This window comes from Pseudomonas sp. GL_090, from assembly GCF_057837765.1.
This window is the reverse complement of the sequence record NZ_CM174452.1, coordinates 1,827,322-1,842,791: the sequence shown is the minus strand read 5'-3', so window position 1 is coordinate 1,842,791 and position 15,470 is coordinate 1,827,322. Positions and strand designations below refer to the sequence as shown.

Sequence of the window (15,470 nt, the reverse complement as noted above, 5' to 3'; positions counted from 1 at the left end):
TGCCGTCCTCATTTTGTTTTTCGGAAAGTCGGTGGGCTGCGGCACAAGTGCGAGACGTTGTGCCGCAGCCCGATACAACAAATAGAACACAATGAATTATTTTTTTGTATACAATAATTCTCGAAAGGCGCCACATGCGACGAAAAGCCACAGCAGAACGGGCTTCCGACGAATGAAACAAGCGCTTGAGAAAATGGATTGACCTGCGCCGTCCGCCGTGAATACACTCTGCGCAAAGCCACTTGTATACAATTACAAAACGTAAAGAGGCACAAAACCATGAGCAAAATGAGAGCAATCGAAGCCGCCGTTCTGGTGATGCGCCGTGAAGGGGTCGATACCGCTTTCGGCATCCCGGGTGCCGCCATCAACCCGCTGTACTCCGCCCTGCAAAAGGTCGGCGGCATCGATCACGTACTCGCTCGCCACGTTGAAGGCGCCTCGCACATGGCCGAGGGCTACACCCGCACCAAGGCCGGCAACATCGGCGTGTGCATCGGCACTTCCGGCCCTGCCGGCACCGACATGGTCACCGGGCTCTACAGCGCCTCGGCCGACTCGATTCCAATCCTCTGCATTACCGGTCAGGCACCCCGCGCCCGTATGCACAAGGAAGACTTCCAGGCCGTCGATATCACCACCATCGTCAAGCCAGTCACCAAGTGGTCGACCACCGTCATGGAACCGGGCCAGGTGCCTTATGCGTTCCAGAAGGCTTTCTATGAAATGCGCTCCGGCCGTCCAGGCCCGGTGCTGATCGACCTGCCGTTCGACGTGCAGATGGCCGAAATCGAATTCGACATCGATGCTTACCAGCCGCTGCCATTGGCCAAGCCGAGCGCTACCCGCGTCCAGGTTGAAAAAGCCTTGGCCATGCTGGACCAGGCCGAGCGTCCATTGCTGGTGGCCGGTGGCGGCATCATCAACGCCGACGCCGCCGACCTGCTGGTGGAGTTCGCTGAGCTGACCGGCATCCCGGTCATCCCGACCCTGATGGGCTGGGGCACGATCCCGGACGATCACCCGCTGATGGTCGGCATGGTTGGTCTGCAGACTTCGCACCGCTACGGCAACGCAACCATGCTCAAGTCCGACGTGGTTCTGGGCGTGGGTAACCGTTGGGCTAACCGTCACACCGGTTCCGTCGACGTCTACACCGAAGGCCGCAAGTTCATTCACGTTGACATCGAACCGACCCAGATCGGCCGCGTATTCACCCCGGACCTGGGCATCGTTTCCGACGCCGCTGCCGCGCTGACCGTGTTCATCGAAGTCGCTCGCGAATGGCAAGCCGCCGGCAAGCTGAAGAACCGCAGCGCCTGGCTGCAAGACTGCCAGCAGCGCAAAGCCAGCCTGCAGCGCAAGACTCACTTCGACAACGTACCGGTCAAGCCGCAACGCGTGTACGAAGAAATGAACCAGGTGTTCGGCAAAGACACCTGCTACGTCAGCACCATCGGTCTGTCGCAGATTGCCGGCGCGCAGTTCCTGCACGTCTACAAGCCGCGCCACTGGATCAACTGCGGCCAGGCTGGCCCGTTGGGCTGGACCATTCCGGCAGCGCTGGGCGTGGTCAAGGCTGATCCGAACCGTAAAGTCGTGGCCCTGTCGGGGGACTATGACTTCCAGTTCATGATCGAGGAGTTGGCGGTGGGCGCGCAGTTCAAGCTGCCGTACATCCACGTCGTGGTGAACAACTCGTACCTGGGTCTGATCCGTCAGGCGCAGCGCGGTTTCGACATGGACTACTGCGTGCAGCTGTCCTTCGACAACCTGAACGCGCCGGAACTCAACGGCTACGGTGTGGACCACGTCGCCGTTGCCGAAGGCCTCGGCTGCAAGGCACTGCGTGTATTCGAACCGTCCCAGATCCAGCCTGCCCTGCGCAAGGCCCAGGAGCTGATCGAAGAGTTCAAGGTTCCAGTAATCGTCGAGATCATCCTGGAGCGCGTGACCAACATTTCCATGGGTACCGAGATCAACGCTGTCAACGAATTCGAAGACCTGGCACTGGTTGGCGACGACGCACCGACTGCGATCTCGTTGCTTGATTGATTAACAGCTGATCGCTCTCCCTGTAGGAGCGAGCCTGCTCGCGATGAGGCCGGCACATTCAACATCAATGTTGACTGACATTACGCTATCGCGAGCAGGCCCACTCCTACAGGGGGGCACTCACACATTTACAGGAGACCACCATGCCGCGTTTCGCAGCCAACCTGTCCATGCTGTTCACCGAACAGGACTTTCTTGCCCGTTTCGAAGCGGCCGCCAAGGCCGGCTTCAGTGGTGTCGAATACCTGTTCCCGTACGACTTCAGCTCCGCCGAAATCAAGGCCAAGCTCGACGCCCACGGTCTGACCCAAGTGCTGTTCAACCTGCCGGCCGGTGACTGGGCCAAGGGCGAGCGCGGTATCGCGTGTCTGCCGGACCGGGTCGAAGAGTTCCGTGCCGGTGTCGACCTGGCCATCGCTTACGCGCAAGTGCTGGGCAACACCCAGGTCAACTGCCTGGCCGGTATTCGTCCGCAGGGGTTTGACGATGCCACCGTGGAGAAAACCTTCGTCGCCAACCTCAAGTACGCGGCCGACAAGCTGCAAGCGGCGGGTATCAAGCTGGTGATGGAGGCGATCAACACCCGTGACATCCCAGGCTTCTACCTGAATAACACGGCGCAAGCCCTGTCGATTCGCGAGCAGGTCGGCAGCGCCAACCTGTTCCTGCAATACGACATCTACCACATGCAAATCATGGAAGGCGATCTGGCCCGCACCCTGCAATCGCACCTGGGCGAGATCAACCATGTGCAACTCGCGGACAACCCGGGGCGCAACGAACCTGGTACCGGTGAAATCAACTACCGCTTCCTGTTCGAACACCTGGACCGCATCGGTTACCAAGGCTGGGTCGGTTGCGAATACAAGCCGCTGACCACCACTGAAGCGGGCCTGGGCTGGTTGAAAACCCATAACGCGATCTAATACATATCCCTGTAGGAGCGAGCCTGCTCGCGAAGAACGATCAGGCGCCGCGTTTACTCAGGCAGCACGCGTTTTCGTTGAGTTTTTTCGCGAGCAGGCTCGCTCCTACAGAAAGCACAAAACAAGAGGATTTTCTCATGGCTAAAATCGGATTTATCGGCACCGGCATCATGGGCCACCCAATGGCGGCGAACCTGCAGAAAGCCGGTCACAGCCTGTTCCTGTCGGCCCACCACGACCCTGCGCCCGCCGACCTGATCGCCGCTGGCGCCGTTGCCTTGGCGAACCCGAAAGAAGTCGCCCAGGAAGCCGAGTTCATCATCGTCATGGTGCCCGATACCCCGCAGGTCGATGACGTGCTGTTCCGTGCCGACGGCATCGCTGCAGGCGTGAGCAAAGGCAAAGTCGTCATCGACATGAGCTCGATCTCGCCGACCGCCACCAAGGCTTTCGCGGCCAGGATCAACGAAAAAGGCGCGCAATACCTCGACGCCCCGGTATCCGGCGGTGAAGTCGGCGCCAAGGCTGCGACCCTGAGCATCATGGTCGGCGGTGATGCCGACGCCTTCGAACGTGCCCTGCCGCTGTTCCAGGCCATGGGCAAGAACATCACCCTGGTCGGTGGCAACGGCGACGGTCAAACCGCCAAGGTGGCCAACCAGATCATCGTGGCCCTGAACATCCAGGCCGTGGCCGAAGCCCTGCTGTTCGCTTCGAAGAACGGTGCCGATCCAGCCAAGGTGCGTGAAGCACTGATGGGCGGTTTCGCGTCCTCGAAGATCCTCGAAGTGCACGGCGAGCGCATGATCAAAGGCACCTTCGATCCAGGCTTCCGCATCAGCCTGCACCAGAAGGACCTGAACCTGGCCCTGCAAGGCGCCAGGGAGCTGAACATCAACCTGCCGAACACCGCCAACACCCAGCAAGTGTTCAGCACCTGCGCGGCCATCGGTGGCAGCAACTGGGATCACTCGGCGCTGATCAAGGGCCTGGAACACATGGCGAACTTCTCGATTCGCGACAAGAAGTAAGCCCCTGCCCCACACCGCTTCAAACCTGTAGGAGTGAGCCTGCTCGCGATGAAATCACCGCGGTGTACCTGATACACCGCAGTGCCTGGATCGCGAGCAGGCTCACTCCTACAGGGATCAGAGTTGCCCTTTCGAATAACAAGAATTCCGGGAGCCCGCCATGTCGGTCGATCCGCAACAATTGCTGCGCGAGCTGTTTGCCACAGCCATCGACGCGGCGCATCCGCAACAAGTCCTCGAAGCCCATCTGCCTGCCGACCGCAGCGGTCGCGTGATCGTGATTGGCGCCGGCAAAGCCGCAGCCGCCATGGCCCAGGTGGTCGAGCGCTGCTGGCAGGGTGAAGTCACAGGCCTGGTAGTGACCCGCTACGGTCACGGCGCACCTTGCGAAAAAATCGAAGTGGTCGAAGCCGCGCACCCGGTACCGGACGCTGCGGGTCTGGCCGTGGCCAAGCGTGTGCTGGAACTGGTCAGCGACCTGAACGAAAACGACCGCGTGATCTTCCTGCTCTCCGGTGGTGGTTCTGCCCTGCTGGCACTGCCGGCGGTCGGCATCACCCTGGCCGACAAGCAGTCGATCAACAAAGCCCTGCTCAAGTCCGGCGCGACCATCGGCGAGATGAACTGCGTGCGCAAGCACCTCTCGGCGATCAAGGGTGGCCGCCTGGGCAAAGCCTGCTGGCCTGCCACGGTCTACACCTATGCGATTTCCGATGTGCCGGGCGACCTCGCCACGGTCATCGCCTCCGGCCCTACCGTGGCCGACCCGAGCACCTCGGCCGAAGCGCTGGCGATCCTCAAACGCTACGCCATCGAGGTTCCGGCTTCGGTGCGCACCTGGCTGCAAAGCCCCGAGTCGGAAACCGTCAAACCCGGCGACCCGAGCCTGGCACGCAGTCATTTCCAGTTGATCGCCCGCCCGCAGCAATCCCTTGAAGCAGCGGCGGTGAAATGCCGTCAGGCCGGGTTCAGTCCGCTGATCCTTGGTGACCTGGAAGGCGAATCCCGCGAGGTGGCGAAAGTCCACGCCGGCATCGCACGGCAGATCGTCCTGCACGGTCAGCCGCTGGCGGCGCCCTGCGTGATTCTCTCCGGCGGCGAAACCACCGTCACCGTGCGCGGCAATGGCCGTGGCGGGCGCAATGCCGAGTTCCTGCTGAGCCTGACCGACAACCTCAAGGGCCTGCCGGGCGTCTACGCGCTGGCCGGCGACACAGACGGCATCGACGGCTCCGAGGACAACGCCGGCGCGATCATGACCCCGGACAGCTACGCCCGCGCCGCCGCCCTGGGCCTGAGCGCCGGCGACGAGTTGGACAACAACAACGGTTACGGCTACTTCGAGGCGCTCGACGCCCTGATCGTCACCGAGCCGACCCGTACCAACGTCAACGACTTCCGCGCCATTCTGATCCTTGAGAGCACTAAACATGACGCCTGATAAAAAGGTCAAAATCCTCGCCACGCTCGGCCCGGCCACCGACGGCATCGACGCCATCCGTGAGCTGGTGCTGGCCGGGGTCAACATCTTCCGCTTGAACTTCAGCCATGGCGATCACGCCGACCACGCCCAGCGTTTTCAGTGGATCCGTGAAGTCGAGCGCCAGTTGAATTATCCATTGGGCATTCTGATGGACCTGCAAGGCCCGAAACTGCGGGTCGGCAAGTTCGCCGAAGGCAAGGTGCAACTGGTGCGCGGTCAGGCCCTGCGCCTGGACCTCGATGCCACGCCGGGCGATGAGCGCCGGGTCAACCTGCCCCACCCGGAAATCATCGCCGCCCTGGAGCCAGGCATGGACCTGCTGCTGGACGATGGCAAGCTGCGCCTGCGGGTCGTGACCAAGTACGCCGATGCCATCGACACCACCGTGCTCAATGGCGGCGAACTGTCGGACCGCAAGGGCGTGAACGTGCCGCAAGCGGTGCTCGACCTGAGCCCGCTGACCGCCAAGGATCGCCGCGACCTGACCTTCGGTCTGGAGCTGGGTGTGGACTGGGTGGCGCTGTCGTTCGTGCAACGCCCCGATGACATCCGCGAAGCCCGCACCCTGATCGGCGACAAGGCGTTCCTGATGGCCAAGATCGAGAAGCCCTCGGCCGTCGAACAACTGCGCGAGATCGCCGAATTGAGCGACGCGATCATGGTCGCCCGTGGTGACCTGGGCGTGGAAGTGCCGGCCGAAAGCGTGCCGCAGATCCAGAAGAACATCATCAGCACCTGCCGCCAGCTCGGCAAACCGGTGGTGGTGGCGACGCAGATGCTGGAGTCGATGCGCTTCTCACCGGCGCCAACCCGCGCCGAGGTCACCGATGTGGCCAATGCCGTGGCCGAAGGTGCGGACGCGGTGATGCTGTCGGCGGAAACCGCCTCCGGCGAATACCCGCTCGAAGCCGTGCAGATGATGAGCAAGATCATCCGCCAGGTGGAAAACGGTCCGGACTATCAGACTCAACTGGACGTCAGCCGACCGAAAGCCGAGGCGACTGTTTCCGACGCGATCAGCTGCGCCATTCGCCGCATCAGCAACGTGCTGCCGGTGGCGGTGCTGGTGAACTACAGCGAATCTGGCGCATCGAGCCTGCGCGCGGCGCGGGAGCGGCCGACGGTGCCGATCCTCAACCTGACACCGAACCTGCAAACCGCCCGTCGCCTGAGCGTGGCGTGGGGGGTGCACTCGGTGGTCAACGACCGCCTGCGTCAGGTCGATGAAGTCTGCTCCACGGCGCTAGAGATCGCCCAGGCACAAGGCATGGCTCAGCGCGGCGACACGCTGTTGATCACCGCCGGTGTGCCCTTTGGGCAGCCGGGGTCGACTAACTCTTTGCGTATCGAGACATTGATCTAGCGCCTGTACCGGCCTCATCGCGAGCAGGCTCGCTCCCACATTGGTTTTGTGTCGATCACGGAATCAAGACTGAACAGAGATTCAGTGTGGGAGCCAGCCTGCTGGCGATCAGCCGGGGTCGCGCTCGACCAACTCGGTTTCACTGACCTTTCAGAACTGCCATGCCTGCCAACCATTTCAACACCCACTGCCCCGATTGGGCCGAAGCCTTGCTCAATGGCTTCAGCCAGATCTTTCTCCAGCGCAATCCGTTGTGCGGCCTGCTGTGCGTCCTGGCCATCCTGTTCACCGCGCCCGCCCTGCTCGGCGGCGCCTTGCTCGGTGGTGTCGCCGGGCTGCTCACCGCGCAACGCCGCAACTATGCCAAGGCTGATCGTCAGGCCGGGTTGTTCAGCTACAACGGCGTGCTGCTCGGACTGTTACTGAGCCTGTATTTCCCCTGGTCGGCGATGATGCCGCCACTGATTCTGGCCGCCGGAGGCCTGAGCGCGATGGTCACCCAGCAGTGGCTCAAGCGCGTCCGGTTCAGCCAATGCCTGCCGGCCTACACCGCGCCCTTCGTCGGACTGGGCTGGCTGCTGCTGTGCTTCGCCACGCCCTCGACTGAGCCGCACTTGATCGAAGTCAGCACCCTGAACACGCTCGTCGCCCCCCTCAAAGGCATTGGTCAGGTGATGTTCCTCGGTCATCCGCTGGCCGGTGCGATGATTGCCGCCGGTTTGCTGATCGCTGATCGCCGCGCCTTCTGCTGGGCGTTACTGGCGTCTGTCGCGGGCATGGGCTGGAGCCTGTTGCACCACGACTTCTATACCGCACTGCTCGGCCTCGGTGGCTATAACGCCGTGCTGGCCGCCCTCGCCTTCAGCTCGCAGCGTCGCCACCCGTGGCTGCCACTGGTTGGCATCGGCCTGGCGCTGTTGCTGACTCCCGTGTTTGCCGCCATCGGTCTGCCCACGCTGACCGCGCCGTTCATTCTTGCCGGCTGGCTGATCCGCTGCGTTATTCAAATGCTCGGCAAGGCCACCGTCGAAAGCGCGCCTTGCGCTCCCGGGGAGAATCAACCTAGGCTGCGCTGATTTGCGGCCAAGGCGATGTACATGAACAGCAACGACACGTGGCGTAATCGCCTGTACGTGATTATTTTCCAGACCGATACCGTTGCCGGGCGACGCTTCGACTCCTCCCTGCTGCTGATCATCCTCGCCAGCCTGGTGGTGGTGATCCTGGACAGCATCGATGACGTCCACCAGAACTACGCCAGCCTGCTGGCGTACATCGAGTGGGGCTTCACGGTGATCTTCCTCGGCGAGTACATCCTGCGCCTGTACTGCTCGCCCAAGCCCCTGCGCTATGCCTTCAGTTTCTATGGGCTGGTGGACCTGCTGGCCATCGTGCCCGGCATCCTCGCGCTGTACTACAGCGATGCCCAGTACCTGCTGATCATCCGGGTAATCCGGATGCTGCGGATCTTCCGCGTGCTCAAGCTCGGCCCGTACCTCAAGCAAGCCCATTACCTGCTCGATGCCTTGCGCGGCAGCAAGCAGAAAATCCTCGTGTTCCTGCTCAGCGTCTGCACCCTGGTGACGGTGTTCGGCACCCTGATGTATGTGGTCGAAGGCCCGCAACATGGCTTCACCAGCATTCCCAAGGGCATTTACTGGGCTATCGTCACTCTCACCACCGTCGGTTACGGCGACATCGTGCCCAAGACCGCACTGGGCCAGGTCATCTCGTCGATGGTGATGATCACCGGTTACTCGATCATCGCCGTGCCCACCGGGATTTTCACCGCCGAACTGGCCACAGCCATGCGTGGCGGCCAGTTGCATCGCGACTGCCCGGTGTGTGCCAAGGACAGCCATGAACCGGAGGCGTCGTTCTGCTCCCGTTGTGGCAATGCATTGTTCAAAAAACTGGAATAAGCAAAGAGCTTTTTAATCTTTAAGGGACTAAACGAGCCCAGTTATAGTCGCTGGCAAATTGCCCCACTTTTAATAGAACAAGGAATTCGCAGTGAAAAAACTCTTTGGCGCCTCGCTTCTCGCCGCTGGCCTCGCCCTGGGCAACATCGCCCAGGCCGCACCGACCCTGCTCAACGTTTCCTACGACGTGATGCGAGATTTCTACAAGGACTACAACACTGCGTTCCAGAAACACTGGCAAGCCGAACATAACGAAAACATCGTCCTGCAGATGTCCTTTGGCGGCTCCAGCAAACAGGCACGTTCGGTCATCGACGGCCTGCCGGCCGATGTCATCACCATGAACATGGCCACCGACATCAACGCCCTGGCGGACAACGGCAAACTGGTTCCGGACAACTGGGTCACGCGCCTGCCCAACAACAGCGCGCCGTTCACCTCCGCCACCGTGTTCATCGTGCGCAAGGGCAACCCGAAAGCCCTGAAAGACTGGCCGGACCTGCTCAAGGACGGCGTTCAGGTCATCGTCCCGAACCCGAAAACCTCCGGTAACGGTCGCTACACCTACCTCTCGGCCTGGGGCTACGTGTTGAAAAACGGCGGCGACGAGAACAAGGCCAAAGACTTCGTCGGCAAACTGTTCAAGCAAGCGCCGGTACTCGACACCGGCGGCCGTGCCGCCACCACCACCTTCATGACCAACCAGATCGGCGACGTGCTGGTGACCTTCGAGAACGAAGCGGAAATGATTGCCCGCGAGTTCGGACGTGATCAGTTCGAAGTCATCTACCCAAGCGTTTCCGCCGAAGCCGAGCCACCGGTGTCGGTGGTCGACAAGACCGTCGACAAGAAAGGCACCCGCGCGGCGGCCGAGGAATACCTGAAGTACCTGTGGTCGCCGCAAGGCCAGGAAATTGCCGCGGCGAACTACCTGCGTCCGCGTGACCCGGCTGTGCTGGCCAAGTACACCGACCGCTTCCCGAAAGTGGACTTCCTGTCGGTGGAGAAAACCTTCGGCGACTGGCGCACCGTGCAGAAGACCCACTTCAATGATGGCGGGGTTTTCGACCAGATCTACAGCGGTCAGTAATGGCTGGGCATTAACGAAAAAGGCGATCTGTGCAGGTCGCCTTTTTTATTTATCGTTCCACGAGCGCGGGCACGATCAGTGGTATTGCAACTTAATCCTGCGGATCAATATTATCTAGCGCACGATTCACCGCCAGCTCACCCAGCATGATTATTTGTGCTATCGCCAGTAGTGTATTGCGATGAGGCCCCTCCAAGAAACCTGCTAAATCACACGCCATGACATTCGCCGAAGCCAGAGACTCGCAGGCATGGGCGAGCAGTGTTTCGGTATCAACATCGGGGACGATCATAAACATCGTGCTTGGTTTACGAGGGGTAGTGCCATTTTTGAAAGCGGAAAATTTGAGGTAATCCTCAAGGTCGCTATCGGTAGCGTCATGTGTTTTTTTGGGGGAATCGATTGAAGCATCGGAAGGGATAGATTCTATTTCTGAACCTGGGGGGTTGGGTGTTGGCTTGAACATTGTGAAGCTCCTGATTATCCCTGAGGAGCTGCCACAATCACTTGCAGATGATGGGTGGCAGCTATGCGCGGGTCTGCAAGACCGGGAAACCAGGAACCCGGCAGACCCGAAGGTCTCCCGCGCAAAGCCGCCATTAAGGCGGACACAGACAAGTGTCCGTCACGGCAATGCTGTGCGACTGGTATTCCAGCGGGCTTGCAGACCCGATCACTGATGAACAGTGACAGGAGTCAAGCTACCGACTTGGTCCAGGACGCACAAGCCGGCGGATTCTGGCGCAGTCGTAGGCAATGACGCAAGGTGATGTAGCCTGCTACCTACGCCGCCAATGATGCGTTGTTTGTCAGACCGTCAGGTGGACGCTCCCAATTCGATGACCGACTCCAAAACAACTACTCCCATCATTTCAGAATATCTATTGGCAAGAAATTAGCATCGCAAAAGACGTTTTAATGATTTGTCGTTTTCGATCAGTTTTATGCTCTTGCTGAAAAGGCTCAGGAAAATAGATGACATTCAATCAATAACACACCTAAAAAAACATAACCCATTGATTAATAAAACCTTATAGCGCATAACGCCTAAAAATCGAACCCTGACTAACAATTGTAGGAACCGCACGTTCCCTGTGGACACCAATGCGCTCAATCAGTAACATCATTTAGCCACCAAAAACAACAAAGAAAAGTCAAAGACTTGGATACTCACTCAGGACGAGGTAAATGCTTGTGAAAATACACAGAAGCATTACAGAAAACATCCGCACGGGCCTATCTACTTTTGAGTTATGGAACAGCGAAGACACCGGCTTAATTAAATGCTGGGAAGTTGGCCGTGAAAAAGCAAAAAAACAACCAGGACTATCTAACTCATGCTGCAAAGATGAACTACCCGTACTTGGTTGGAAAGGTGGCGTTGATCGCACTTTAAAAAATGTTAAAAAATTTGGCTCATTAAAATATTTAGCTCAATGGCAGGGCTTAAGAAACGAAGATCTAAATTTAGACCCAGATACAGAATACACTCTCACTTGCAGTAAAACAGGAATGATCGTCACATTTACTTCGGATCGTGAAAAGTACCTGACTGATCCAGACGAAAATCCAAAAACATCGGAAGGTAACTCCATGCATTTAAATAGATACTGCCTGAGAAATTTCCGCCGGCTAAAAAATATAGAAATAAAACTGCAAGAAAAAGAAACAATTTACGTTGGCGCAAACAATGCTGGTAAAACTTCCGCCACTGCTGCTTTTCGACTTTTTATTTCTCAACGCAATGAATTCAAGATACACGACTTTCCAGCCAGCTCCATTCAAATATTTGATAAATTCGCCCAAACAAAATCTGAAGCCAAAGACCTACCAAATATTGAGTTAGACCTGTGGTTCTCAATAAACCCAGAAACCGAATACGGTAGAATTGCAAGCTTTCTACCTACAATTAATTTAGAGCACACTGAAGTCGGCATACGACTAAGCTACTCGGCCTCTGATCCAAGCAATTTAATAAGTGCCTACGAAAACACCTATCCAGAAATTACCGACAACCCACCTAGCAGCTCAAAGCACAAAAGAAAAACCCTATCTCACTATTTATCTCAAGATGAAAATTTGAGAAAACATTTTTCAGTAAAGTATTTTATGTTAGAGCAGCTAGATAACGGAGAAATTGAATATCATCCTCTTGATTCATCAGAAGGCAAAAAGAATCTTTCCACACTAATCAGGGTCGACTTTGTTGACGCTCAAAGAAATATCGATGATAACGCAACAATCAAAAGCAACAGACTCTCTCAAGTTTTTTATGACTTCTATCAACACAACCTTGAGAAGCACAAAAGTGACGCCGAGTCATTACAAATAATTGAACAAAGCAATGAAAGCCTATCGAATCACTATGCAAAAGAATTCAAATCCCTGATATCAACAATAAGCAATCTGGGCTTTCCATCAGTAAACGATAGAGAGTTAAAAGTCGTATCAAACCTAAACCCAGAAAAGGCTTTAAGTGGGAACACTGCACTTACATACTTCGACCTAGAAACCGATCATCTTCTTCCAGAAGCGTACAATGGTTTAGGATTCAAAAATCTAATATTCATGGCAATTCAAGTCGCACACTTTCAGATACAATGGTTTAACACCGAAAATGATCGACCTTTATGTCAAATAATTTTCATCGAAGAGCCTGAAGCACATCTACACGCCCAAGTTCAGCAAACATTCATAAGAAAAATTCGAAAAGTCATTGAAAAAACGACTAAGGACCTTGGCCATTCAAACCACACACCCCAACTTGTCATCACCACTCATTCGTCGCACATAATTGCAGAAGCAGACTTTGAAACAATCAGGTACTTTAGACGCCGCACGGCAGAAGATTCAGCAACCTCCAACTCAAAAAAACTAATATCAACAGAAGTACTGAATCTCGCTAGATTCGCTTCAGAGATGTCAGACAAAGAAAACTTAACATTCCTAAAAAAATATCTAGAGCTAACTCATTGCGATTTATTTTTTGCAGACGCAGTAATTATAATTGAAGGAACAGTCGAACGAATATTGATGCCGCAAATCATAAAAAACAATTTCCCAGAACTAGAATCTGCTTACTTAACAACACTTGAGCTTGGCGGGGCATTTGCGCATAAGTTTTTATCTCTAATAAATTTTTTAGATTTAACCTGCCTAATTATCACTGACCTTGACTCCGTAGACCCTTCAAAAAACAACTCTGCTTGTATTGCCAGCACAGTAGACTCGGTGACTAGTAATGCTTCAATAAAATCGCTACTCCTTGGAGGAAAGAAAAATCTTAAAGGAACAGAAAAAATCGAGTACGACCAAAGAAGAAAAATCAGCCACTTAATGACACTATCTGGAAAAGACAAACTGGTAAAAAACTCGAAAATCTTTGTCTCCTTCCAACAGGAAGTTTCAGTCCCGTCTTACGGGATTGGAAAAACCATGATCCCTCGCACCTTTGAAGAATCTTTCATCTACACCAACATAGAGAAAGTCAAAAACAAAGAATTAGATGCACTTATCCTAGTGGAGTCCCTGAAAGATTATGTTACCGACCATGAAACAATATACTCGGCAATAAATAACGACTTCAAAAAAGTTGAATTTGCACTATTACAAATTGAAACATCAACCTTATGGAAGGCTCCACTCTATATAGAGGAAGGACTAATATGGCTTTGTGAGACGCTCCAAATCTCTAAAGACGCTGCTAACACCAATTAATCCCGGAGTAACACAAATTGGAATCATTTACCTCCGCCAGCATCGATCCAGATCAAGAGATAATTAGCAGCATTGATAACAATGAAAATTTCATCGTGACAGCGGGTGCTGGTTCGGGCAAAACAAGCTCCTTAATTAATGCACTTCAACACATCAGAGATACGCATCAGCAAAGACTTAGAGCAAATGGCCAGAGAGTGGTGTGCATTACTTATACGAATGCTGCCGTAAAGGTTATAAAACGCCGAACAAATCTTGATGAATTATTTTACATCACCACAATACACGGCTTTATGTGGAGTCTTATTTCCAACTACCAAAAAGACATTCGCTCGGCATTAAAAACCTATCTAATTCCGGAAAGAATCAAGCACAAAGAGAAAGATGATCACGGAAACAGCAAGCTAGCACAAAAAGCAAGATTACTGCTAACTCGTTTGCGTGACGCACTACAAAACATTGACAACGTCGATAATTTCAAATACGACAACGCGGGACGAAGAGACTATTTGAATGGAAAACTTGATCACGATGACATCATCGATTTGGCATCATACATGATCGAACTAAATAACCCTCTTCAAAAAATACTGGGCCATCTTTACCCCTATATACTTATAGACGAAGCACAAGATACTTTCCCTAATGTAATGGACGCATTAAACACAGTTACTGCAAAAGAAGGACTGCCGATAATTGGATACTTTGGCGACCCTATGCAGCAAATATATGAAAAAAGAGCTGGTCAGTTTCGTGCCCCCCTAGGCGCAAGAGAAATTCAAAAAAAGAAAAATTACCGTTGTTCTCAAGAAGTCATAACACTTTTGAACCGAATGAGAACTGATATTGAGCAAACACCTGGAGAAGATAATTTTGCTGGGAGTGTAGAGCTGCGCTTAATTCAATCCGAACCCGGCCAGGGAGTTAGAAAGGTTTACACCGCGGAACAACTTGACAAAGTACTACTTGACTTCAACGACGCGTTAAAAAGTTTTGGTTGGAGTGATGACAGCGAGGTAAAATTCCTCTTCCTAACTAGGCAAATGATTGCTCATAGACTCGGCTTCACAAAACTGAATAAGCTCTTTACAGGCCCCTATTCATCTAAGGCCTCGGAAGATGAATTTAAAGAGGGTGAACATTACCTACTGAAACCCTTTATAAATACAATAATCCCACTTATATGCGCACGAGAAAACAACAACTGGCACCTTATAACCAGCTTACTAAGAAGAGACAGTGCCATACTGGCACCATCAGGAAAAAACAAAAATAAACCATTGAAAATGGTATATGACGAAATGCACAGCGCCGTCGAGTTAATTTACAACTCTTGGCATTCATCAGATACTCGAAAAATACTCACACTGGCAATCGAACGAGGAATCATAACACCAAGCGAAAGATTAGTACTTCAACTATCCCGCCCTCCTCGCGAGGAAGAATTTGATGAGCTAATACACTCCCGAGAAAAGGGTGATTGGCTTTGCGACGAGTTTTTTAGCTTAAAAACTGACGAACTATCAAAATTTAACGAATTTATTTCAAACATGACCCCATACAGCACGCAACATGGAGTCAAAGGAGATGAGTTTGAAAAAGTGCTTGTCGTATTTGACGACACCGAAGCAAGTTGGAACCAGTATAATTTTTCACGCCTTTTAACCCCAAAAACTGCAGGAACAGCACCAACAGACGGCCAGTATTCGAAGAGCTTGAACTTATCTTACGTCTGTTTCTCGCGAGCGATAAAAGACCTTAAAGTCATTCTATTTACATCTAATCCAAAAAAGGCACGAGAAGAACTGATTGAGTCACTATTTTTTAAACCAACACAAATAACTCCACAGGAAAAAATGTAATCCTTATCAATGTAATACAAA

At 54.1% G+C, this 15,470-nt stretch carries 11 protein-coding genes and 1 pseudogene; 11 read left to right on the top strand and 1 reads right to left on the bottom strand.

The features are described from left to right. The first annotated feature begins 279 nt into the window (after positions 1 to 279). The 8 genes from gcl to AC3ITA_RS08135 all read left to right on the top strand — a co-directional run bounded on the left by gcl (position 280) and on the right by AC3ITA_RS08135 (position 9,870). Positions 280 to 2,055, top strand: coding sequence for a glyoxylate carboligase (gene gcl, locus AC3ITA_RS08170; protein ID WP_095944030.1), 1,776 nt, complete (start codon positions 280 to 282; stop codon positions 2,053 to 2,055). 143 nt (positions 2,056 to 2,198) lie between these two features. After that, on the top strand, positions 2,199 to 2,981 hold the full coding sequence (gene hyi / locus AC3ITA_RS08165; protein ID WP_095944031.1) for a hydroxypyruvate isomerase: 783 nt from the start codon (positions 2,199 to 2,201) through the stop codon (positions 2,979 to 2,981). A gap of 137 nt (positions 2,982 to 3,118) precedes the next feature. Then, positions 3,119 to 4,012 (top strand): 2-hydroxy-3-oxopropionate reductase, encoded by an 894-nt coding sequence (locus AC3ITA_RS08160; RefSeq protein WP_095944032.1) that lies wholly within the window; start codon positions 3,119 to 3,121, stop codon positions 4,010 to 4,012. Positions 4,013 to 4,172: 160 nt separating this feature from the next. Further along, on the top strand, positions 4,173 to 5,453 hold the full coding sequence (locus AC3ITA_RS08155; protein WP_095944033.1) for a glycerate kinase type-2 family protein: 1,281 nt from the start codon (positions 4,173 to 4,175) through the stop codon (positions 5,451 to 5,453). After that, complete coding sequence (gene pyk / locus AC3ITA_RS08150; RefSeq protein ID WP_046037667.1) at positions 5,443 to 6,858, top strand: pyruvate kinase; 1,416 nt, start codon at positions 5,443 to 5,445, stop codon at positions 6,856 to 6,858. The genes AC3ITA_RS08155 and pyk overlap by 11 nt, the downstream gene beginning before the upstream one ends. A 161-nt stretch (positions 6,859 to 7,019) precedes the next feature. Continuing rightward, a complete protein-coding gene (locus tag AC3ITA_RS08145) occupies positions 7,020 to 7,934 on the top strand; it encodes an urea transporter (RefSeq protein ID WP_414929314.1) in 915 nt (304 codons plus the stop codon). A 21-nt stretch (positions 7,935 to 7,955) separates the two neighbouring features. Further along, positions 7,956 to 8,780: an ion transporter gene (locus AC3ITA_RS08140; protein WP_489279961.1), complete on the top strand. Its 825-nt coding sequence runs from the start codon at positions 7,956 to 7,958 to the stop codon at positions 8,778 to 8,780. A gap of 91 nt (positions 8,781 to 8,871) precedes the next feature. After that, a complete protein-coding gene (locus AC3ITA_RS08135; RefSeq protein WP_095944037.1) occupies positions 8,872 to 9,870 on the top strand; it encodes a sulfate ABC transporter substrate-binding protein in 999 nt (332 codons plus the stop codon). 91 nt (positions 9,871 to 9,961) lie between these two features. Here the strand turns inward: AC3ITA_RS08135 and AC3ITA_RS08130 are convergent, their stop codons facing one another. Then, entirely contained in the window at positions 9,962 to 10,336 is a 375-nt protein-coding gene (locus AC3ITA_RS08130; protein WP_489279959.1) for a DUF6124 family protein, read from the bottom strand. Positions 10,337 to 11,058: 722 nt separating this feature from the next. Between AC3ITA_RS08130 and AC3ITA_RS08125 the strand changes: the two are divergent. From AC3ITA_RS08125 to AC3ITA_RS08115, 3 genes and pseudogenes are all read left to right on the top strand, one after another. Continuing rightward, positions 11,059 to 11,418 (top strand): annotated as a pseudogene (locus AC3ITA_RS08125) (hypothetical protein); the annotation flags it as partial. Between the two features lie 45 nt (positions 11,419 to 11,463). Beyond that, positions 11,464 to 13,587 (top strand): ATP-dependent nuclease, encoded by a 2,124-nt coding sequence (locus AC3ITA_RS08120; protein WP_489280761.1) that lies wholly within the window; start codon positions 11,464 to 11,466, stop codon positions 13,585 to 13,587. 17 nt (positions 13,588 to 13,604) lie between these two features. Next, positions 13,605 to 15,449 carry a UvrD-helicase domain-containing protein gene (locus AC3ITA_RS08115; protein WP_489279957.1) on the top strand — a complete coding sequence of 615 codons (1,845 nt, stop codon included), beginning with the start codon at positions 13,605 to 13,607 and terminating at the stop codon, positions 15,447 to 15,449. The last annotated feature ends 21 nt before the right edge of the window (positions 15,450 to 15,470 follow it).